This is a genomic window from Streptomyces sp. NPDC088124, from assembly GCF_040685895.1.
Classification (GTDB): Bacteria; Actinomycetota; Actinomycetes; order Streptomycetales; family Streptomycetaceae; genus Streptomyces.
Genome location: NZ_JBFBJB010000006.1, coordinates 230925 through 251999, shown reverse-complemented (window position 1 = coordinate 251999; position 21075 = coordinate 230925). Strand labels below are relative to the sequence as shown.

The 21075-nt window shown below is 71.5% G+C and carries 16 protein-coding genes; 3 read left to right on the top strand and 13 right to left on the bottom strand.

Annotation, left to right across the window (positions count from 1 at the left end; all coding sequences use genetic code 11):
• Positions 1-397: 397 nt before the first annotated feature.
• On the bottom strand, positions 398-1405 hold the full coding sequence (locus AB0P17_RS07440) for a stage II sporulation protein M (protein WP_365808452.1): 1008 nt from the start codon (positions 1403-1405) through the stop codon (positions 398-400).
• Between the two features lie 153 nt (positions 1406-1558).
• Here AB0P17_RS07440 and AB0P17_RS07435 point away from each other — a divergent pair, with 153 nt between their 5' ends.
• Entirely contained in the window at positions 1559-2566 is a 1008-nt protein-coding gene (locus AB0P17_RS07435) for an RDD family protein (protein WP_365808450.1), read from the top strand.
• A 22-nt stretch (positions 2567-2588) separates the two neighbouring features.
• Here AB0P17_RS07435 and AB0P17_RS07430 read toward each other — a convergent pair whose 3' ends face one another.
• From AB0P17_RS07430 to AB0P17_RS07390, 9 genes are all read right to left on the bottom strand, one after another.
• Positions 2589-3203, bottom strand: coding sequence for a hypothetical protein (locus AB0P17_RS07430; protein ID WP_365808448.1), 615 nt, complete (start codon positions 3201-3203; stop codon positions 2589-2591).
• A 226-nt stretch (positions 3204-3429) separates the two neighbouring features.
• Positions 3430-4887, bottom strand: coding sequence for an adenosylhomocysteinase (gene ahcY, locus AB0P17_RS07425; RefSeq protein ID WP_365808447.1), 1458 nt, complete (start codon positions 4885-4887; stop codon positions 3430-3432).
• Between the two features lie 333 nt (positions 4888-5220).
• Positions 5221-6210, bottom strand: coding sequence for a cation diffusion facilitator family transporter (locus AB0P17_RS07420; RefSeq protein ID WP_365808445.1), 990 nt, complete (start codon positions 6208-6210; stop codon positions 5221-5223).
• 86 nt (positions 6211-6296) lie between these two features.
• On the bottom strand, positions 6297-7466 hold the full coding sequence (gene manA, locus AB0P17_RS07415) for a mannose-6-phosphate isomerase, class I (RefSeq protein WP_365808444.1): 1170 nt from the start codon (positions 7464-7466) through the stop codon (positions 6297-6299).
• 251 nt (positions 7467-7717) lie between these two features.
• Positions 7718-8863 carry an SIS domain-containing protein gene (locus tag AB0P17_RS07410; RefSeq protein ID WP_365808442.1) on the bottom strand — a complete coding sequence of 382 codons (1146 nt, stop codon included), beginning with the start codon at positions 8861-8863 and terminating at the stop codon, positions 7718-7720.
• A 208-nt stretch (positions 8864-9071) separates the two neighbouring features.
• The gene (locus AB0P17_RS07405; protein ID WP_365808440.1) at positions 9072-9254 is read right to left on the bottom strand and encodes a Trm112 family protein; all 183 of its coding nucleotides are present in this window, start codon (positions 9252-9254) and stop codon (positions 9072-9074) included.
• A gap of 125 nt (positions 9255-9379) precedes the next feature.
• The gene (locus AB0P17_RS07400) at positions 9380-10744 is read right to left on the bottom strand and encodes a phosphomannomutase/phosphoglucomutase (protein ID WP_365808439.1); all 1365 of its coding nucleotides are present in this window, start codon (positions 10742-10744) and stop codon (positions 9380-9382) included.
• Between the two features lie 211 nt (positions 10745-10955).
• Positions 10956-12572 (bottom strand): L-lactate permease, encoded by a 1617-nt coding sequence (locus AB0P17_RS07395; RefSeq protein ID WP_365808437.1) that lies wholly within the window; start codon positions 12570-12572, stop codon positions 10956-10958.
• 170 nt (positions 12573-12742) lie between these two features.
• Complete coding sequence (locus AB0P17_RS07390) at positions 12743-13168, bottom strand: DUF3499 domain-containing protein (protein ID WP_365808436.1); 426 nt, start codon at positions 13166-13168, stop codon at positions 12743-12745.
• Positions 13169-13465: 297 nt separating this feature from the next.
• Here AB0P17_RS07390 and AB0P17_RS07385 point away from each other — a divergent pair, with 297 nt between their 5' ends.
• Complete coding sequence (locus AB0P17_RS07385) at positions 13466-13894, top strand: metallopeptidase family protein (RefSeq protein WP_365808434.1); 429 nt, start codon at positions 13466-13468, stop codon at positions 13892-13894.
• Between the two features lie 50 nt (positions 13895-13944).
• Here the strand turns inward: AB0P17_RS07385 and AB0P17_RS07380 are convergent, their stop codons facing one another.
• The 3 genes from AB0P17_RS07380 to AB0P17_RS07370 all read right to left on the bottom strand — a co-directional run bounded on the left by AB0P17_RS07380 (position 13945) and on the right by AB0P17_RS07370 (position 19890).
• Positions 13945-15522, bottom strand: coding sequence for a DUF5719 family protein (locus tag AB0P17_RS07380; protein ID WP_365808432.1), 1578 nt, complete (start codon positions 15520-15522; stop codon positions 13945-13947).
• Entirely contained in the window at positions 15519-19229 is a 3711-nt protein-coding gene (locus tag AB0P17_RS07375) for a glycosyltransferase family 2 protein (RefSeq protein ID WP_365808430.1), read from the bottom strand. Before AB0P17_RS07375 ends, AB0P17_RS07380 begins: the two co-directional genes overlap by 4 nt.
• 397 nt (positions 19230-19626) lie before the next feature.
• Positions 19627-19890 (bottom strand): WhiB family transcriptional regulator, encoded by a 264-nt coding sequence (locus tag AB0P17_RS07370; RefSeq protein WP_030742398.1) that lies wholly within the window; start codon positions 19888-19890, stop codon positions 19627-19629.
• 671 nt (positions 19891-20561) lie between these two features.
• Between AB0P17_RS07370 and AB0P17_RS07365 the strand changes: the two genes are divergently transcribed.
• On the top strand, positions 20562-21062 hold the full coding sequence (locus AB0P17_RS07365) for a cysteine dioxygenase family protein (RefSeq protein WP_365808428.1): 501 nt from the start codon (positions 20562-20564) through the stop codon (positions 21060-21062).
• The last annotated feature ends 13 nt before the right edge of the window (positions 21063-21075 follow it).

Genomic DNA, 21075 nt, shown 5'->3' with positions numbered 1-21075 from the left:
TTTCGTGTCCGATTCCCCGTCGGAGCGGGGTTCGCTTTCCAGTTCTTCGCTTTCGCGTTTCCCTTTCCGGCGGTTCCGACTCTACCAGATCCTTTTCGGCGATGTTCTGCCTCATGAATTCCAGTGGCCTTCGGATTGGCCTTTCATCTTTCGACTGACCCGACTTTAGCAGAAGCATGAAGGTCTGAATTTCACAGGCCCGAATCAGCTGCTTGTCGAATCGAGGGGTGCTCCGTGGAAATTCGATCCCACCAGGAGCTACGTAGATGTTAATCAGCGAACCCGGAGCTTGTCCAACTCCGAGGCAACCGTTCAAATCTACCTCCCCACGCCAACCGTGTCAACGGTTTTTGTGGGGCGAAGAGGAGAGTAACAGGTCGAGTACGCCCCATGCACATCAGCCTGCGGCTGGGAGCGCGGCGCTGCGGCCGGCTGCCTCCAGGTCGCCGGTCTCGCCTTCCCGGGCCGCCCTGCCACCAAGGATGTAGACATAGGCGAGGAAGGCCAGTTCCGCGACGACTCCTATGGTGATGCGCGCCCAGGTGGGCAGGCCGGACGGGGTGACGAAACCTTCGATCACGCCCGACACGAAGAGGACAAGCGCCAGACCGATGGCCATGCCGAGCGCTGCGCGGCCCTGCTGGGCCATGGCTGTTCGGCGGCTGTGCGGACCCGGGTCGATCAGGGTCCACCCGAGGCGCAGACCGGTGCCGGCCGCGACGAAGACCGCCGTCAGTTCCAGTAGACCGTGGGGCAGGATCAGGCCGAGGAACGTGTCGAGGCGGCCCGCCGAAGACATCAGTCCGATGCCGACGCCCAGGTTGAGCACGTTGACGAAGAGGATCCAGATCACCGGCAGGCAGAGAAAGGCCCCCAGGACGAGACACATGGCCGCGGCCTGCGCGTTGTTCGTCCAGACCTGTGCCGCGAACGACGCCGCCGGATGGCTGGAGTAATACGTCTCGTACTCACCGCCCGGACGGGTCATCTGACGCAGTTCCTCGGGTGCCCCGATCGCCGCCTGCACCTCCGGGTGAGCGCCGGTCCACCAGCCGATGGCGGCGGCGAGAAGAGTGGAGAGAAGCGCGGTCGGTATCCACCACCGCCGGGCACGGTAGACGGCGGCGGGGAACCCCGCCGTAAGGAACAGCACGGCGTCCCGCCAGCCGGCCCGGCGCGTGCCGGTGACCGTCGCACGGGCTCGGGCCACGAGCTGGGTGAGGCGGGTGATGAGTACCGGATCGGGAGCACTGGACTGCACCAGCGAGAGATGCGTGGCGGTGCGCTGGTAGAGGCCGACGAGTTCATCGGCCTCGGCGCCGGTGAGACGCCGGCCGCGGCCCAGGAGGTGGTCCAGGCGGTCCCACTCGGCGCGGTGGCTGGTCACGAAGACATCGAGGTCCATGGGCGGCTGCTGCTCCAGGCACTGGGTGCGAACGGTCCGTACTACTGGCGTCCGTACTACTGACGTCGGCACGGCTGACTGCGGCGTGTTGTGGGCCAGCTTGGCAGACTGGCCTTCTCCAGAGCGGGGAAGGTCGGCGAAGGGTGGGCATCGGTGGATGAGCTTGTGACGGGCGACGCGGTCGTACTGGGGCTGCGCCCGGCGCGGCTGCCGAGCCGGGCGCTGGCGACGGCGATCGATCTCGCGGTGGCCGGTGCCGCGTATCTGATGGTGTCGGTCGGCATCGTGCTGTCGGCCGGCTCGCTGGACGAGGCCGCGGTCGCGGCCCTGGCCGTCGCCTCGTTCCTTCTGGTACTGGTCGGTGGCCCGATCGCCGTGGAGACCCTGAGCCACGGGCGCTCGCTGGGCAAGCTGGCCTGCGGGCTGCGGGTCGTACGGGACGACGGCGGGCCCATCCGATTCCGGCACGCGCTGGTGCGCGGGGCGATGGGCGTGGTCGAGATTCTGTTCTCGGTCGGGGTGGTCGCCTGTGTCGCGTCGCTGACGTCGGCGCGGGGGCGGCGGATCGGGGACGTGTTCGCGGGGACCCTCGTCGTACGCGAGAGGGTGCCGACGTCGTACATGGAGGCGGTGCCGCCGCCTCCGCCGTGGCTCGTGGGGCGCTTCGCGGAGCTGGATCTCTCCGCCGTGCCGGATGATCTGTGGCTCGCGATACGTCAGTACCTGACGCGGATGCGGCAGCTCGACGCGGCGGTGGGCCGGTCGATGGCCGAGCGTCTGGCAGGTGATCTCGCGGCTCGTACCGGTACCCCGGCGCCTCAGGGAGTGCCTGCGGGCGCGTATCTCGCGGCTGTGGTGAACGAGCGGCAGGCACGGGACGCGCGGCGGGCCTTCGGCGGCACCGCTCCGGCCGCGGGAGCCCCTGAAGGCAAGGGAGCCGCGGGAGCCGCGCGGCGCTTGGAAGTCCCGGGGGGCATGGGAGCCCCGGGGGGCATGGGCGCTGCTGTCGGCTCTCCGGTGGTTCCTCTTGCTCGGTCTGCTGTCCCTCCCGTGGGCTCCCCGTCTTCCTCTTCTTCCCCGTCTCCTGCCCCACCCGTGGCCCCGGCGCCCGGCGCCGGAGCGCCCCCTCCGCCCGCCACGGGGTTCGTCCCGCCCGCGTAGGCGTGCGTAGCGGCGGATCCGGTCAGGTCGGTGGCGACGGCGGGGTTTCCAGGTCTTCCAGCTCGATGCCGGGGGCCGAGAGCACCACGTCGCCGGCAATGTGAACGGTGTGCTGTTCACCGGTGTCCAGGGCGCTGACCTGGTACTCGTCCACGATCAGGGGTCCGTTGTCAGTGGCGTGCGCTTCACTGTTCACCAGGGCCCAGGACTGGTCGAGCGTGCGGGGGGCGAGGACCGGGTCGGTGAAGGCCACGAGGCGGACGCGTGTCGTGGGGGAACCGGGGGTGAGGCGCAGAAGACGGGTCGTCGCGATGAGGAAGGCGGGGGATGTGCCGGTGAAGGCGTGGGCTTTGACGTTGCCTTCTGTGGCGTGGGCGCCGGTGGGGTCGGTACGGACCCAGGTGACGCCGTCGAGGGCGGCGCCGCGGATCTGCCAGCTCGCCGCGTGGAGTTGAAGCCGGATGGGGCGGCCGAGCTCGTCGAGGGCCAGATCGACGGAGCCCGAGTGGTCGCCGGAGGGAGTGGTGATCTGGGAGACGTAGCGCCAGCCGGAGGGGCCGGGCGCGCAGTGGAAGTGTTCGTCGCCGAGAGGGATGTGATCGTGCGGGTCATGAAGCGAATAACGGCCGCGGGGCATGGGGTCTTCCGGGTCCTTCGGGTACGCGGCGGCTGACAGCACACCGTACGTCAACGCCCTGGCGGCTCGGCGCCGTGCGCACGGAACAAGCCCCCGGCACGGGGGTGCGGGGGCCTGTTCTGTGAGCTGCGGAATGCCGGGTGCCGAGGGGCCGAGGCGGTGTCGGTGATCCGTCACCACCGGTCGGCCCGTCGGCGGGCGTGCCCGCGCGGGCGCGCGCTGTGGATCAGTAGCGGTAGTGGTCCGGCTTGTACGGGCCTTCGACCTCGACACCGATGTACGCGGCCTGCTCCGGGCGGAGCGTCGTGAGCTTCACCCCGAGCGCGTCGAGGTGGAGACGGGCGACCTTCTCGTCCAGGGCCTTGGGGAGCACGTAGACGTCGGTCGGGTACTCCTCCGGCTTGGTGAAGAGCTCGATCTGGGCCAGGGTCTGGTCCGCGAACGAGTTCGACATCACGAACGAGGGGTGACCGGTCGCGTTGCCCAGGTTGAGCAGGCGGCCCTCGGACAGGATGATGAGCGTCTTGCCGTCGGGGAAGGTCCAGGTGTGGACCTGGGGCTTCACCTCGTCCTTGACGATGCCTTCGATCTTGGCCAGGCCGGCCATGTCGATCTCGTTGTCGAAGTGGCCGATGTTGCCCACGATCGCCTGGTGCTTCATCTTGGCCATGTCCGAGGCCATGATGATGTCCTTGTTGCCCGTCGTGGTGACGAAGATGTCGGCGATGCCGACGACGTCGTCCAGCGTCGAGACCTGGTAGCCGTCCATCGCCGCCTGGAGCGCGCAGATCGGGTCGATCTCGGTGATGATCACACGGGCGCCCTGGCCGCGCAGGGACTCCGCGCAGCCCTTGCCGACGTCGCCGTAGCCGAAGACGACCGCGACCTTGCCGCCGATGAGGACATCGGTGGCGCGGTTGATGCCGTCGATCAGGGAGTGGCGGCAGCCGTACTTGTTGTCGAACTTGGACTTGGTGACCGCGTCGTTGACGTTGATCGCCGGGAAGAGGAGGACACCGTCGCGCTGCATCTCGTACAGCCGGTGCACACCGGTCGTGGTCTCCTCGGTGACACCGCGGATCTCGGACGCCAGGCGGGTCCACTTCTGCGGGCTCTCGGAGAGGGTGCGGTTCAGCAGCGTGAGGATGTGGCCGTACTCCTCGCTGTCCGCCGTCGCCGGGTCGGGGGCCGCGCCGGCCTTCTCGAACTCGACGCCCTTGTGGACCAGGAGGGTGGCGTCACCGCCGTCGTCCAGGATCATGTTCGGGCCGCCGGTGGGCGTGTTCGGCCAGGTCAGAGCCTGCTCCGTGCACCACCAGTACTCCTCCAGCGTCTCGCCCTTCCAGGCGAAGACGGGGACGCCCTTGGGGTCCTCCGGGGTGCCCTCGGGGCCGACCGCGATGGCGGCGGCGGCGTGGTCCTGGGTGGAGAAGATGTTGCAGGACGCCCAGCGGACCTCCGCGCCCAGCGCGGTCAGCGTCTCGATGAGGACCGCGGTCTGCACCGTCATGTGCAGGGATCCCGTGATGCGGGCACCGGCCAGGGGCTGCGTCGCCGCGTACTCCTTGCGGATCGACATCAGGCCGGGCATCTCGTGCTCGGCGAGGGTGATCTCCTTGCGGCCGAACTCGGCGAGCGAGAGGTCGGCGACCTTGAAGTCCTGCCGGTTGGCGACAGTCGTCATAACGAGCTGCTCCTCGTAAATCGGGTCGAGGGTGAATACGTACGGCTGGCTCTGCGGCGGCGGGCACACGAATGCCCGGGCTACGCGGGGCAGTCCGTCGGAGGCCCTCTCTCCCTCGGCCGGTCCGCAGCGCGGACCGCCCGACCGCCATCAGCAGCGACGTCTGGCTCTGGTCACGAATCTACACCGATCGGCCCAGCGACCTACAGCCGAACCAGGAAGGAGCAGAACGCGTGTGGGGGAACACACGCCGGGAGAAGCCAGGAGAAGCCAGGAGAGAGGACAGCCGTATGGGACGGGGGGAGAGGGCCTCGGGGGGGGCGGCGCTGCGGGCTACTCCGTCGCGTCCGGGCTCGTCGAGGTGGTCGAGGTGGTCGTGTCCTTGGCCGGGTTGGTGCCCGCGGCGGCGGCCGAGGCGCTGTAGATGTCCGGCTCCAGATAGATCACCCGGGCGATCGGGACGGCCTCGCGGATGCGGGACTCGGCGGCGTTGATCGCGGCGGCCACCTCGCCCGCCGTGTCGTCGTGCTCGACCGCGATCTTCGCCGCGACCAGAAGCTCCTCGGGGCCGAGGTGGAGCGTGCGCATGTGGATGATGCCGGTCACGACATCGCCGTCGACGATCGCGCCCTTGATCTTCTCGACGTCCTCGGTGCCCGCGGCCTCGCCGAGGAGCAGGGACTTCGTCTCGGCCGCGAGGACGAGGGCGATCACAATGAGGAGGATGCCGATGCAGAGCGTGCCGATGCCGTCCCAGATGCCGTCGCCGGTCGCGAGGGAGACACCGACGCCGCCGAGGGCGAGGACCAGACCGATCAGCGCGCCGAAGTCCTCCAGGAGGACCACCGGCAGCTCGGGGGCCTTGGCCCGGCGGATGAAGTCCTTCCAGGAGAGCGCGCCGCGCAGGGCGTTCGACTCCAGGATGGCCGTACGGAAGGAGATCGACTCGGCGATGATCGCGAAGACCAGCACACCGACCGGCCAGTACCAGGCCTCGATCTCGTGCGGGTTCTTGATCTTCTCGTAGCCCTCGTAGATCGCGAACATGCCGCCGATCGAGAACAGCACGATGGAGACGAGGAAGGCGTAGATGTAGCGCTCACGCCCGTAGCCGAAGGGGTGCTCCGGCGTTGCCTCGCGCTTCGCCTTCTTACCGCCGAGGAGCAGCAGCCCCTGGTTGCCGGAGTCGGCGAGGGAGTGCACACCCTCGGCGAGCATCGACGACGACCCGCTGAAGGCGAATGCCACGAACTTGGCTACTGCGATCGCGAGGTTGGCGCCGAGCGCCGCCACAATCGCCTTGGTTCCGCCGGACGCGCTCATGGGTGCGTGGTGTCCCTTCCTAGGTATGCGGCCCTGGCGCCGCCGTACGGCGGGACATTGTTGCAGCCGCCGGAGCGGCCGAACTATCAGACCACCACTGTGGCCCGGAACACCGTGCCGGTACCGGACAGTTCGGTCTTCTCACCCGCCGGTACGAAGACCGCGCCGCCGGGTGTCAGCCCGAGATCGCCCGCCGTGGGGGCGCCCGCGGTACAGAGCAGGATCTGCGGGGTGGCGGCCGTCAGATCGCGCGGAGCGGCGCCCGGCGCGAGGGTGAAGCGGGAGAGCCGGAACTCGTCGATGGGGGTGTCGTACAACTCCTCGCCGGAGGCGGACGCCTCGGGGCGCAGAACGGCCGGCTCGGTCGCTTCGAAGCGCACGACCCGCAGGAGTTCGGGGACGTCCACGTGCTTGGGGGTGAGGCCGCACCGCAGGACGTTGTCCGAGTTGGCCATGATCTCGACACCGAGGCCGTCGAGGTACGCGTGCGGCACACCGGCGCCGAGGAAGAGCGCCTCGCCCGGCTGGAGTTGTACGTGGTTGAGCAGCATGGCGGCGATGACACCCGGGTCGCCCGGGTAGTGGCGGGCGATCGACGCGTACGGGGCGTACGCGCCGCCGAGCCGGTCCGCGGCGGCGGCAGCCTCGGTGACCGTGGCGGCCGTCTCCTCCGGGTCCGCGCCCAGTACGGCGGTCAGGACCTCGCGCAGCGCGGCCTCTTCAGGGTGGGCGCACAGGAGGTCGACGTACGGCTTGAGCGCGTCGACGTCGAGCCCCGCGAGGAGTTCGGCGGCGTCCTCCGGGGCGCGGAATCCGCAGAGCCCCTCGAAGGGGGTGAGCGCGCAGATCAGTTCGGGCTTGTGGCTGGCGTCCTTGTAGTTGCGGTGCGGGGCGTCGATCGGGACGCCGCGGCGCTCCTCGTCCGCGTACCCCTCCTTCGCCTGGGCGAGGTCGGGGTGCACCTGGAGGGAGAGCGGCGATCCCGCGGCGAGCAGCTTGAGCAGGAAGGGCAGCCGGGGACCGAACTTCCGTGTGGTGGCCGCTCCGAGCTCCGCCTCGGGGTCGGCGTCGATGACGTCCGAGAGCGCCTGCTCACCCGCGCCGTGTCCGCGGTCGAGCCGCGAGGGGGCGCCGGGGTGGGCGCCGAGCCACATCTCGGCCTGCGGCTCGCCCGTGGGAGGGGTGCCGAGCAGTTCCGGGATGGCGGTCGTCGAGCCCCAGGCGTAGGGGCGCACGGTGTTCGAGAGGCGGTCCATGGGGTGAGCCTTCTGGTACGAGGTGGCGGCGCGGTGGCGGTGGGACGGCGCCCTGGTGCTGGTGTGGTGCTGGTGGAGTGCTCGTCGGATGCCGGTCAGGTGCCGACCAGGTGCGGTCTGGTGCGTCGGGTGCCGGTAGGGCTGAGCTGACCGGGCGACGGCGGGGTAAGGGCCAAGGGGAGCGGGCGTGCGGGTGCTCGGGCGGGCGGCGCGCCGTCGGTACGGGAACGGCATGCATGGGCGGTGTCAGGTCATACGGGAGTGCCCGCGGCCAGTGTCAGGTAGACCGTGGCGAAGTCGGTGACGGAGATCAGCTCGGCCAGGGCTTCGATGTCGGTGCCCTCCTCCGGCTCCAGCTCGCTGATGGGCGCCTCGTGGCCGAGGGCGAGTTCGCGGGCGGCGGGGGCGGCGGTGAGGCCGCCCGCCGGACGGTCCCTGAGCAGTACGACGCGGGCGCGCAGGGCCTGGCTCTCCTCGACCCGGTCGCGGAAGAAGTCGTCGGGGTCGGCGCCGGCCGCGAGGGCGCCGGCGAGCAGCGCGCCGTGGGCCTCCAGCGCCTCGGGCAGTTCGGCGGCGAGCGCGGGACGGCCGCTCAGTTCGGACAGCACGGCGGCGAAGCGGCGGCCGGCGGGGGCCGCGGCCGTGCCCTCGGTCCAGATCAGCGGGAGGCTGTCGGCGAGTTCGGCGGCGAGGGTCTTCGCGGGATTGCTGTACGTGACGATGGCGGGGCCGCAGCGCTCGGCGGTACGGTCCAGCCGGTCGGCGACGCGCTGAAGGGTCTCCGGTGGCGCGGTGAGGAGTCCCACCCGGTCGAGCAGGGCGAGCAGCGGGACGAGCAGGGCCCAGAGGGCGCCCGGCCCGGTCGCGCGGGTGTCCGCCTCGACGGCGTCGGCCCACTCGTTCGGTGCCGTCGCCATCGGTACGAGCAGTCCGTGCGAACCGTTGAGGGACTCGCTCAGCGGGGAGTGGCCGGGCGCGACGCCGACGACCGTGCAGCCGCGCCGGTACGCCTGCTCCGCGAGGAGGGCCAGGCCGGGCTCGCTGCCGTCGGTGGTGGCGATCAGCAGCAGGTCCACGGGGCCGGCCCACCCGGGGAGCGCCCAGCGCAGGGCGCCCGCGGCGGGGGCGACGCCCGTGGGGCGCAATCGGGTCACCGGCGCGGCTCCGCCCGCCAGCGCGGCGACAAGGTCGGCGGCGGCGGTCGCGGCGGCGCCGGAACCGGCGATCAGTACGCCACGGGGGCGGCCTTCCGGTGCCAGGTCGCCGACGCCGGCCTCGGCGGTCTGCCGCAGCGCGGTACGGACCCTGGCCCCGGCTTCGGCGGCGTCACGGAGCAGACCGTGGTGGTCGGCGCGGGTGAGCGCGTCGGGAGCGTCGAGCAGCGACTCGTCGAGCATGAGGGGTGGGCCTCCGCTGGTGTGGCACATGAGCAGGGCTGATGCGAGTGATGCAGTTGTGAGTGATGCGGTTGTTACGGGTGGTACGCGGCGTGTCCGCGCGGTGCGCGCCTACGCACCTGCGGGGTGCGTACGTGAGGCGTACCTGCGCGTTGTGCGTGTGTCCACAAGGCACGGCCACGCGGGGCGTGCTCGCGCGGGGCGGTGATTACGCGGGGCGGCGCGCCTCGTCCACGAGGAGCACCGGGATGTCGTCCCTGACCGGGTACGCCAGGCCGCACTCCGCACCGGTGCAGACGAGCTCGGGCGTCTCGGCCGTGGTGCGGTCGCTGAGCGGCGCGTGACAGGCCGGGCAGGCCAGGATCTCCAGGAGGCCGGCTTCGAGCGGCATGGGGTGGGTGTCCTTTCGAACAGGTGGCTAGACGCCTGTCAGCCTACCGCCGTAGGCCCCGCGCCCGCCGTCCCGGAGCCGGGAACGGCGGGTGTCCGAGGGGCGGTGATGACGGCCGGTCCCGGTCAGTCCCTGATCAGGGCCAGGGCTTCGTCCCGGAGCCTCGCCATCGTCGCCGCGTCCCGCGCCTCCACGTTCAGGCGCAGCAGCGGCTCTGTGTTGGAGGGGCGGACGTTGACCCACCAGTCCGCTGCCGACACCGTCAGGCCGTCCAGTTCGTCGAGGGTGACCCCCTCGCGCGCCGCGAACGCCGCGCGGACCGCCGCCAGCCGGGCCTCCTGGTCGTCCACCGTGGAGTTGATCTCGCCCGAGCCCGCGTACCGGTCGTACGAGGAGACCAGTTCCGAGAGCGGGCCGTCCTGGCCGCCGAGGGCCGCCAGGACGTGGAGCGCGGCGAGCATGCCGGTGTCCGCGTTCCAGAAGTCGCGGAAGTAGTAGTGCGCGGAGTGCTCGCCGCCGAAGACCGCGCCCGTCGTGGCCATCTCCTGCTTGATGAAGGAGTGGCCGACGCGGGTGCGGACCGGGGTGCCGCCGTTCTCCCTGACGACCTCGGGGACCGACCGGGACGTGATCAGGTTGTGGATGACCGTCGCGCCCGGGTGCTTGGCCAGTTCGCGCGCCGCGACCAGGGCCGTGATCGCGGACGGCGAGACGCCCCGGCCCTGTTCGTCCACGACGAAGCAGCGGTCCGCGTCGCCGTCGAAGGCCAGGCCGAGGTCGGCGCCCTCGGCGAGGACGCGGGCCTGGAGGTCGACGATGTTCTTCGGGTCCAGGGGGTTCGCCTCGTGGTTCGGGAACGTACCGTCCAACTCGAAGTACATGGGCACGACATCGAGCGGCAGGCCGGCGAAGACGGTCGGGACCGTGTGGCCGCCCATGCCGTTGCCCGCGTCCACGACGACCTTCAGCGGGCGGATCGCGGAGAGGTCGACCAGGGAGAGCAGATACGCGGCGTAATCGTCCAACGTGTCACGCCGCGTGAGGGTTCCCGTGCCCTCCGGTGTCTTCTCCGTGCCCCGCAGCCAACTCTCCACCAGGGCACGGATCTCCGCGAGTCCCGTGTTCTGGCCCACCGGTGCGGCGCCCGCGCGGCACATCTTGATCCCGTTGTAGCGGGCCGGGTTGTGCGACGCCGTGAACATCGCGCCGGGGACGTTCAGGCTCCCGGACGCGTAGTAGAGCTGGTCCGTGGAGCACAGCCCGATGAGGGTGGCGTCGGCGCCGCGCGAGAGGGCGCCCCGCGCGAAGGCCGACGCCAGGCCGGGTGAGGAGGGCCGCATGTCGTGGCCGACGACGATCGCCCCGGCGCCGGTGACCTCTGCGAAGGCGGCACCGAAGAGTTCCGCGAGCCGGTCGTCGAGCTGGTCCGGGTACACCCCTCGTACGTCGTACGCCTTCACGATCTGCGCCAGGTCCGGCACATGTGGCACATGCGGCGCATGCGAAACATCGGCCACGGTCACGCCCTCCAGAGGTTCCTGTCACCGCGGTCGGTTCACTGCGGTCGGTTCAGTGCGGTCGGTTCAGTGCGGTCGGCTCAGTGCGGTCGGCTCACCGCGCTCGGTCCAGTGCGCTCGGTCCAGTGCGGCAATTCGTGCGGTGCGGTGCGTCGGTTCAACCTACCCGGGCCGGATGACACCGTTAAGGCAGCATCCACCCCAGTACCGCCGTACTCTGCGCCACCACGATCAGGCACATCACCAGCAACAGCCCCAGACTCCACGGCAGCACCTTGCGCAGCACGTCTCCCTCCTTGCCCGCCAGCCCCACCGCCGCGCACGCGATCGTCAGGTTCTGCGGGGAGATCATCTTGCCCAGCACGCCCCCGGAGCTGTTCGCCGCGGCCAGCAGCTCCGGCGCGAGCCCCGACTGGTGCGCCGCGGTCACCTGGAGCGCGCCGAACAGGGCGTTGGCCGAGGTGTCCGAGCCCGTTACCGCGACGCCGAACCAGCCGAGGATCGGCGAGAGGAACGCCAGCCCGGCCCCCGCCGCGGCGACGAAGTGGCCGATGGTCGCGGCCTGTCCGGACAGGTTCATGACGTACGCGAGGGCCAGCACCGAGGTGACGGTGAGGATCGCGTACCGCAGTTCGTGCACGGTCGCCGCCCACTCGCGCACCGCGTCCCCCGCCCGTACGCCCAGCACCACGGCCGTGACCAGCCCGGCGAGGAGTACGAGCGTGCCACCGGTGCCGACCAGGGGCAGCGTGAAGACATTGGCGCCCACGCGCTCCCCGTCGGGGTTCGCGACATCGAGGAAGGGCCAGTCGAAGACCTGTGTCGCCTTGGCCAGCAGCTCCTTGACCGGCGGGATCTGCGCGACGGAGAAGATCGCGACGATCAGCGCGTACGGGGCGTAGGCGCGCACCACTTCGCGGCGCGGGTCCTCGCGGTCCAGGTCCTCGCTCCGTACGCCCGTGAGCACGGCGGCGCGTACCGGCTCCGCCGCGGGCCGGCGCGCCGAGGGCACCGCGACCAACGCGGCGGCCCCGGCCAGCGCGGCCGCGATGTCGGCGAGTTGGGCCGAGACGTAGTTGGCGGCGGCGAACTGCGCGACGGCGAAGGCGACTCCGCACGCCAGCGCGGGCACCCAGGTCTCGCGCAGCCCGCGCCGCCCGTCGACGAGGCCGATGAGCACCAGTGGTACGACGAGGGCGAGGAGCGGGGTCTGCCGGCCGACGACGGCGGCGACCGTGTCCAGCGGCAACCCGGTGACCTGCGCGAGCGTCACGACCGGTGTGCCCATGGCGCCGAAGGCCACCGGCGCGGTGTTGGCGACGAGCGCGACGACGGCGGCCTTCACCGGGTCGAAGCCGAGCGCCACCAGCATCACCGAGCAGATCGCGACCGGCGCGCCGAACCCCGCGAGCGCTTCGAGGAGCGCGCCGAAGCAGAAGGCGACGACGAGCGCCTGGATACGGGGATCGTCGGAGAGGCGTCCAAAGGAGCGCCGCAGGATGTCGAAGTGCTGGGTCCTGACCGTCATCCGGTAGACCCAGAGGGCGTTGACGACGATCCACATGATGGGGAAGAGCCCGAAGAGCACGCCCTGCGCGCCTGCCGAGAGCGTCTGGCCGAGGGGCATCGAGAAGGCGAGCCAGCCGACGAGTACGGCGACGGCGAGGCCGGTGAGTCCGGCGAGGTGGGCTCGCATACGGACCCCGCCGAGCAGGATCAGCACGGTGGCCAGGGGCAGTGCGGCGACGAGAGCGGAGAGTGCGAGCGAATCGGCGACAGGTTCCAGTTGCTGTACGAACACGACAGTCCTCCGGAATTCCGCGATACGGAAAGTGATCTCTCACGGATGGAGGAATGGTCGTGTCCGCGCCAAGAGAAGGTCAATGGTCCGCGCAGGATCCGTGGCGGAAACCCTGAACGGGGATCCGGAAGTGCCCCTGGAAGAGCCCTGAAGGCCCGTCGGGGCGGGGCTCAGGACTCGGGTGAGCGCAGCACCCGCAGATGCCCCCGGCGCCCGACCTCCATCGGGTCCGCCCCGCGCGCGCCCTTGCCGCCACCCTCGGGCGACCGCTCCGGCGGGCGGGCGGCCTCCCGGACGGCATTGGCCAGGGCTTCGAGATCGTCGCCGCTCGGCTGCGCGGGGGCCGAGCCGTCCGTGAGCCGGACGACCTCCCAGCCGCGTGGCGCCGTCAGCCGCTGACCGTGTTCCGCACACAGGTCGTAGCAGTGAGGCTCGGCGTAGGTGGCGAGCGGGCCGAGGACCGCGGTCGAGTCGGCATAGACGTACGTCAGTGTCGCGACAGCAGGGCGGCCGCACGCGGTGCGCGAACAGCGACGTACAGGGCTCACGATGTTGGACGGTACCGCACTCTTGAGCGGGCTGCGACGACTCACCACCAGGTCACTCCACCGTGTCGCGGCGTGATATGCCGCACAAGTTGGCTGGAATCAACTGCCCTGACCTGCGCGGAAAGAGGAGTGACGAGCCGACGACAGCCCGTGACACGGTCGCGACTTGGGACAAACCCGTCAATGCGCGAGGGATCGACGATCATGCGTACGTCGGGAATCGAGCCCAAGCTTGGCCTGAATGCTCAATATGCGACATGCCATGCGACGTGGCATGCGACATGGCTTCCGACGAGGTCCGAGCCTCGATGATGGAGCGCCCCGGAGAGCTACGCTGCGTCAGTGATGGACAGTCCAGTACCTCCCCGGCCGCCCGAGCCCCGGCCGCGCCGCCGCGACCGCCACGGCCGGGGGATGCGCGGGCCGGTCGCCCCGCCCCAGGTGCCGCTCTCGACCAGCCGCTCGGAGTCGTTCCGTGATCTCGTACGGGACTCCGTGGACCGGCTGGAGCGGCGCTGGCCTCAGCTCGCGGATGTCGAGTTCCTCGTCATGGAGGTGCCCAGCACCCTGGAGGAGACCGTTCCGCTCGGCAGCTCCGCCCCGGCGGGCAAGGATCATCCGGCGCGCATCCTCGTCTACCGCCGCCCCGTGGAGATCCGTACCAAAGGCCGCGACGACCGCGCGCTGCTGGTGCACGAGGTCGTCGTCGAACAGGTCGCGGAGCTGCTGGGGCTGGCGCCCGAGTCCGTCGACCCGCGGTACGGACAGGAGTGAGCTGCCGGACAGGAGTGACCCGAGGCTCCGCGCGGGGCCGGTGAAGGGCGCTACTCTCCGTTGTCCAGGATGGACAGGTCTTCCCTGGCCCTCGGTACGGACACGGTGCCCCGGTCGTCCGGCAGCGTCTGCACCGTGAACATCGGCACCCCGTCCTCCGGCAGCTCCAGCGTGCGCGACGCGTGGACGGGGCCGCCCGACTCCGGCTCGACCGTCAGCGCGTACGCGCCCTTCAGGCCGGCCGGCGCCTTCGGGGTGACGGCCAGCGTCGACCGCGCCTTGACGTCGTACGTCTCCACCGTCGCCTCGCCCCCCTCGGTGCCCGGCGAGGACGTGACCCTGACCTTCGCGGCGGCGCCGGGGGCGGTCAGCGAGAGCGTCGAACCCTTGGCGCGGTTGTCGGCCACGGTCGCGCGCGCCGTGATGGGGGCGGTCGCCGGGATGAACGCGATCTCCCGCTTCTCGCCCTTGCCCCGCACGACGCGCAGCGCCGCGACCACGGGGGCCGGACTCCCGGACGGGGAGAGCACCAGGGAGCCGGCCTCGCCCTTGGTGACGTCCGCGAGTTCGAGCGCGGCCGTCATCTGCGACTTGACGTGGAGGCTCTCGTGTCCCGCCGGCGTGATCGTGCCCTCGGGGGTCGAGAGCTGCACCTTCAGGTCGGCGTCGGCGGATCCGGTCGCGAAGACCACCAGCCGCACGTCCGTCGCGTCCTTCGGGATGCCGGGCAGCACCACACGGTCCGCCGGGGCACCGGAGGCGGTCAGCCAGTCACTGCCGCCCGCGTCGTCCGCGGCGCGCACCGCCGCGCCGACCCGGCCCGCGCGGGTGCTGACATGGACGGTCACATTGGGCGCGGTCTCACTGGTCAGGGTGGAGAGCAGCACCGGGACGCTGGACCGCGCGGGCACCGGAATGCCCTCCCCCGTCTCGGACTTGAGGGCGCCGTCCGCCCCGTACAGCTCGATGTCCACGATGGCGACGGTGTCGTCGGGGTTGGTGAGGTGGACGTAGTCCTGGCGGGAGCGTTCGGTGCTGGCGCCGGGGAACCAGAAGTCGGTGTCGGGCGCGGTGCAGGTCATCCCGAGCAGCCCGCGCGCGCCGCCCACGGTCACCGTGGTGGTCTGCTGCGTGGTCCAGCCGGGGGCGAAGCGGCCGGTGGCCGTGCCGACGAGCGCGGGTGAGGTGGCGCCGCTCGCCTCGGCGGAGACGGGGGTGCCGGGCTCCTTGAGGGTCATGAAGGACTTCCCGTCCTCGCCGGTGGCCCCCTTCGCCGCGTCGTCCTGCGCCTGTTCGCCCTTCTTGTCGTCCTTCTTGTCGTCGTCCGCCCCGCCCGGGTCGGCCAGCGTGACCGTGGACTCCTTGAGCTCGGCCGTGCCGCCCGCGTCGGCGGCGGGCGCGCTGTCCGCGCCGCCCTTCCCCGTGGGGGTGACGGAGGTGTACGTGGTCTCCGCGACGTCCGAGACGCTGGGCGCCGGGCAGAGCTGGCTGGTGCGCTCGACGGGGAGCCGGGCGACGGCGCCAGCGGCGGTCGTGTCCGCGTCCGCGGGGGCGGACATCGAGGCGAACCCGGTGACGGCGGCGAGGGCGGTGGCGGCCGCGATGAGGGAGAGGCTCGTACGGTTCACTGGTTGCTGCTCCCGTCGGGGCGCTGACGCGGGTCGTTCTGATGGCCGTCGGCGTAGGGCTGCTGCTGTCCGTAGCCGTACGGGTCGTACTGCTGCTGGTGGTTCTGGTACGGCTGCTGGTCGTACGGGCCGGGCTCCGCGTACTGGCCGGGCTCCGCGTACGTGCCCTGCTGCTGGTACGGGTCACCCTGGTAGGGCTGTTGCTGTTGCTGGTACTGCTGCTGGTACGGGTCCTGGCCGGGCGCCACCTGCGCGCCGGCGCCCGAGTCCGCGGGTGCGGGTGCGGGGGCGGATGCGGGTGCAGTCGCGGGGGCGTTCGCGTACGTGGAGCTGTCCCACTCGTCGTACGCCGGCTGCGCGGGCACCGCTCCGTACGCCGCCTGCTCGTCGGTCTTGGTGACCGCTTCGGCCCCGGCCTCGGTCTCGGCCCCGGATTCCGCCTCGGCCGCGGCCCGGAGCCGGCGTGCCCTGCGGCCCTCGCCCTCCACCGGCTGGGCCGGGATCCCCTCGTCCTCGTCGGGCAGGTCGTCGTCGATCTCCCGGCGGCGCCCCGGCAGGGCGAGCACCAGCAGGACGAGGGCGAGCGCGCCCTGCGTCCAGACCCACGCGGTGTGGGTGATCGGGTCCTCGTAGGTGAGGTCGAGCCGGCCGCCCTCGGCGGGGAGCTCGAAGCCCTGGGCCCAGCCGTCGACGGTCTTGCTCGTCAGCTCCTTGCCGTCGAGGGTGGCCTGCCACCCCTCGTCGGCCCGGTCCGCGATCCGCAGCACGCGTCCGGCGGCGCCCGCCGGGATCTCCGTGTGCGCCTCGACCGGCCCCGCGGCGACCGCGAGCGACTCGCCGTCGCCCTTGCCGTCGACGATCGTGGCGCGCGAGATCTGCCGGTCGACCCGCCACAGCGCGCTGCCGTCGAGCTGGCTCAGCCGGGTCAGGCCCGGGGTGGTGTCGAGCACGCGGCCGGTCTCGGCGGGGGCTCCGTCCCGTACCAGGACGTAGCGGATCGCGAAACCGCTGAGCGTGTCGGTCTGGTCGGCGCCGGAGCCCGCGACGAGGTTGGCGACGACCTTGTCGAGCCGTGCGTCGCCGCCGCCCGCCGCGGTCAGCTCGGCGTCACCGAGCCGCCCGCCCGAGCCACGGACCAGGGAGTACGAGACCTCGGCGGGCGAGGTGCCGCCGAGGACCAGGGTGCGCGGCTGGTCGCGGGTGATGCTCTCCTCCGCGACGAAGGCGGGCACCTGCACCGGGTCGCGGCGCTCCAGCGGGCCCGCCGCGCCGCTGAACATCCAGCCGACGGCGGCGATCAGCGGGCCGAGTCCGGCGGCGGCCGCGATGAGCACGGCGACGGGCTGGCGCCAGCCGAAGCTCTCGGCGGCGACCCGGATCCGGGCGCCGTCCGCGCCGAGGATGGCCGCGGCGATCATCGCGAGGCCGTAGACGAGGGTGGCGGGCCCCACCCACCCGGAGTTGTTGGTCAGAACGGCGAAGACCAGCGCGACCAGCGCGACCGTCCACGCCGAGCCGATGGCGAACCGCCGCTCGGCGCGGAGCAGCGCCGCCAGCGCGGCCAGCACGATCCCCATCATCAGGACACCGCCGACGGCCTTCGGGCCGCCGGGGCTCATCCCGAGCAGGTCGAGCGCGGAGGCCGAGCCCGTACCGAACTCCAGACCGGCCTCGCGGAAGAGCGCGGACGGGTCGGTGAGCAGCGAGAACGACCAGGGCGCCAGGAGCAGCAGCGGGGTGCCGAGCCCGGCGAGGACGCGCGGTCCGTACGCGGCGATCTCACCGCGGCGCAGCACCAGCACGCCGAGGCCCAGCACCAGCGCCAGCGGCCACACGACGGGCGTGAAGGCCATCGTGAACGCGAGCAGGAAGGCGTACGCCCACGTGGCGCGCCAACTGCCGCGCGTCTGCGGGTCGGCGCCGCCGCGCATCGCGTACGCGGAGACGGCGGCGCGGGCGAGCAGCGGCAGCAGGACGGCGAGGACGGCGGTGCCGAGCCTGCCGGTGGCCAGCGCGCCGGTCGCGGCGGGCAGGAAGGCGTACGCGACGCTCGCCCAGGCGCGCAGCAGCCGGGACGGGACGAGCGAGCGGGAGGCGAAGTACGCGGTGACCCCGGCGAGCGGGACCGAGCAGACCAGGAGCACCGTCAGCGCGAGGCCGGTGGAGCCGAGGAAGAGGACCGACAGGGCGGCCAGGACGGCGAGGTAGGGCGGCGCGGTGTCGGTGACGCCCGTACCGACGGGGTGCCAGCCGTCGGCGTACCGGGACCAGAGTCCTGAGATGTCGGGGGGCGCGGGCAGCAGGGCGCCGCCCGCGAGCGCGCCGCCGCCGAGCAGTCCGCGGCAGGCGACGAGCGAGACCAGGAGAAGGATCGCGAAGAGGACGGGGCCGGGCTTGTGCGCGAGCTTCTTCAGCCGGGCGAACTGCTCGATCTCCATGTAGTCGGCGTCGTCGCCGCCCGGTCCCGACTCGACGGCGCCGTGGCGGGAACCGCCGGAGTCGGAGTCGGAGTCGCCGCCGAGGCTCGCCGCGATCTGCTCGACGGTGACGCGGACGGTCGCGCCGGCCGGCGGGAAGAGGGGGCGCAGCTCGGCCGCCTCGACGACTCCCTTGCCGCGGTCCTTGCGGGCGCTGATGATCCGTCCGGGCCGCAGCAGGGTGCCGAGGAGTCCGGTGACCTCGTCGACGGCCTGTCCCGGTGCCTTGCCCACGAGATAGGCGAGGGTGCGCAGGACGGTGCCGAGGACGAGCCGGAAGAGCACGTAGGGGAGCACGGCGGCCCGCGCGTTGACGAGCATGGTGTAGACGGCGCCGGCCTTGTCGACGCGGTGCGGGTTGACGACGGAGCGGCCCGCGCAGTCGACCGTACGGCGCTCGCGCGCGGACGCCTCGGCGTGGCGCAGGACGGCGTCGGGGGCGACAAGGACCCGGTGCCCCGCGGCGTGCGCGCGCCAGCACAGGTCGACGTCGTCGCGCATGAGCGGAAGTCTGCGGTCGAAGCCGCCCAGTTCGTCCCAGACGTCGCGGCGGATGAGCATGCCGGCCGAGGAGACGGAGAGGACGGTACGGACCTGGTCGTGCTGGCCCTGGTCCTGTTCGCGGCGGTCGAGACCGGTCCAGCGGCGTCCGCTGTTGGCGATGGAGACGCCGACTTCGAGGAGCTGCTTGCGGTCGTACCAGCCGCGGAGTTTGGGGCCGACGACGGCGGCGTACTCGTCGGAGTCGGCGACACGCAGGAGTTCGGCGAGCGCGTCGGGGGCGGGCGCGCAGTCGTCGTGGAGGAGCCAGAGCCACTGCACCGGTTCGCCGTGCGGCAGTTCGGGCAGGTCGTAGTTCTCGTCGCGCCAGGTCCTGGTGACCGGGTCCCAGCCGCCGGGCCGCTTCAGATAGGGCAGATCGTCGGGGGTGAGCACCCCGGCCGTCGTGACGGCCTCCTCGACCGCGGTGCCGAAGCCGGAGCGGCGCGCGAGGTGCAGCACGCGCTCGTCGCCGAGCGCCTCGGTGAGCAGCCGGGCCGAGTCGTCGGCGCTGCCGGTGTCGGCGGCCATGACGTTCTGTACGGGGCGTTCCTGGCCGAGCAGCCCCGCGAGGGCGTCGGGCAGCCAGCGCGCGCCGTCGTGGGCGACGAGCACCGCGGTGACGACATGGCGCGGGAACTCGGGGGCGCTGGTGGTGGCGGGAACGAACGCGGCGGTGGTGGGGGACATTGAGGTGGCGGGCCCTCCGGCCGGGGGTCGCCCCGAAGGGGCGTTGGAGCGTCTCGGACGGGGCCCCACACTAACGGTAGGAATACGCGCGGGGCGCCCGGCGCTCGATGTCCCCTGCGCAGCGGCCCGCCGGAGTGCCCGGCGCGCCGTGGCGGAGCTCCCGGCGTGCGCGCGGGGTCGCGCGGGGACACGGGGGCGCGGGAGTTGCGTGGAGAGCGCGCGCCAGGAGCGGGCGCCGGGAACGCGGCCGGGAGCGGGCGTCGGGAGCGCGGGCCGGGAAACACAACGGTCCGCCGTCTGCGGGGAGGAGCAGACTGCGGACCGCGCCATATACGTATGCGTAAGGGGTCGTACGGTGGATCTCCGGTGTCGCGGCCGCCCGGCGGCCCGACGGCGTTCAGATCGCGGCCTTCTTCAGGCGGCGCCGCTCGCGCTCGGACAATCCGCCCCAGATGCCGAATCTCTCGTCGTTGGCGAGGGCGTACTCAAGGCATTCCGACCGGACTTCACAGGCGAGGCAGACCTTCTTGGCCTCGCGGGTGGAACCACCCTTCTCGGGGAAGAAGGACTCGGGATCGGTCTGGGCGCACAAGGCGCGCTCCTGCCAGCCGAGTTCCTCTTCCGCGTCCTCGACCAGCAGTTGTTGGAACAGCTCGGTCATGTGCGCCCCTCGTCTGTCTTTTGCGTCCCCGTGGGTATGGCCGCTGTCGAGTCGGCCGAACGACACGAGTGAAATTACAAGTGTGTGCTCCGGTCCGGTCAAGCCGAGATCTGCTATTGGGCCCGGTATTCACTCTGCGGAACCAAGGCTATGCGGAAAGTGTTCAAATCGCCAAAAACCTGACACATGCCACTGGCCTGCCCGCACCACCGCAATCACCCCTTCCGATCACCTCCCGGCCCTCTCCCGACAGGAGAGACGTCACGTGCCCCGATCCTGTTGCGGATCCGGGCGCGGAAGCGATCTGGATCACAGTCCGGTCACGAGGGCGCCGAGGTGTTTACGAGCGCGGTCGCTGCCCCATGTGTCCGCACCTCTTCATGGGCAAACCTTTCTCCGGACGGAGCAACCGGATGTGGTGAAAGATTGCGGCCAAATCGGTCATTGAGTTGACATCCGGAAGGGGATTCGCGACCTTAGGTCTCATGCCAGCGCACCGCACGCACCCCGCGACCCACCTCCGTGGATTCCGCAGTGCTGTCCAGGCCCGCTGTTGCTGTTCGAGCTGTTTCGGCTGTTGAAGCCCTCCGGGCTCCGGTCGTACCTCTCTCACCTCCCCCTTTTCCGGTAGTAGTGCACGTCCCTTCCCTGCCGAGGAACCACAGCACCCCATGAACAGCGACAGCGACATCCAGATCGCCGGCGACCTCCTTGAGGTCCAGCACCTTCTCCGCCCCGCCCGGGAGCACCCTGTCACCGTGGCCGAGTTCGCCGGCCTCGCCCGTACCCTCGCGGCCGACCGCGCCCAGTGGGCCCCGCACGTCCGGTACGACGCCACCAGCCGCTGGTACCACCGGCTGCGCACCGGGCCCGGCTACGAGGTGTGGCTGCTCTCCTGGGTGCCGGGACAGGGCAGCGGATCGCACGACCACGGCCGCTCCTCCGGCGTACTGACGGTGCTCGACGGGGAACTGACGGAGCGTTCGGAGAGCGGGAGCCGGACGCTCACGCCGGGCGCGCAGCGGGTCTTCGCCCCCGGTTATGTCCACGAAGTGGTCAACGCCGCGATCGAACCGGCCGTGAGCCTGCACATCTACTACCCGGGACTGACCGAGATGCCGATGCACTCGGCCCGCTGCGCCCCGGCGGCCCAGGATGTCGTACCCGCCTGACAGTATTCAGGGC

Coding starts and splice junctions, on each gene's coding strand:
- AB0P17_RS07440 (WP_365808452.1), bottom strand. CDS start 1,405: ATGGACCTCGATGTCTTCGTGACCAGCCACCGCGCCGAGTGGGACCGC.
- AB0P17_RS07430 (WP_365808448.1), bottom strand. CDS start 3,203: ATGCCCCGCGGCCGTTATTCGCTTCATGACCCGCACGATCACATCCCT.
- ahcY (WP_365808447.1), bottom strand. CDS start 4,887: ATGACGACTGTCGCCAACCGGCAGGACTTCAAGGTCGCCGACCTCTCG.
- AB0P17_RS07420 (WP_365808445.1), bottom strand. CDS start 6,210: ATGAGCGCGTCCGGCGGAACCAAGGCGATTGTGGCGGCGCTCGGCGCC.
- manA (WP_365808444.1), bottom strand. CDS start 7,466: ATGGACCGCCTCTCGAACACCGTGCGCCCCTACGCCTGGGGCTCGACG.
- AB0P17_RS07410 (WP_365808442.1), bottom strand. CDS start 8,863: ATGCTCGACGAGTCGCTGCTCGACGCTCCCGACGCGCTCACCCGCGCC.
- AB0P17_RS07405 (WP_365808440.1), bottom strand. CDS start 9,254: ATGCCGCTCGAAGCCGGCCTCCTGGAGATCCTGGCCTGCCCGGCCTGT.
- AB0P17_RS07385 (WP_365808434.1), top strand. CDS start 13,466: ATGGACAGTCCAGTACCTCCCCGGCCGCCCGAGCCCCGGCCGCGCCGC.
- AB0P17_RS07375 (WP_365808430.1), bottom strand. CDS start 19,229: ATGTCCCCCACCACCGCCGCGTTCGTTCCCGCCACCACCAGCGCCCCC.
- AB0P17_RS07370 (WP_030742398.1), bottom strand. CDS start 19,890: ATGACCGAGCTGTTCCAACAACTGCTGGTCGAGGACGCGGAAGAGGAA.
- AB0P17_RS07365 (WP_365808428.1), top strand. CDS start 20,562: ATGAACAGCGACAGCGACATCCAGATCGCCGGCGACCTCCTTGAGGTC.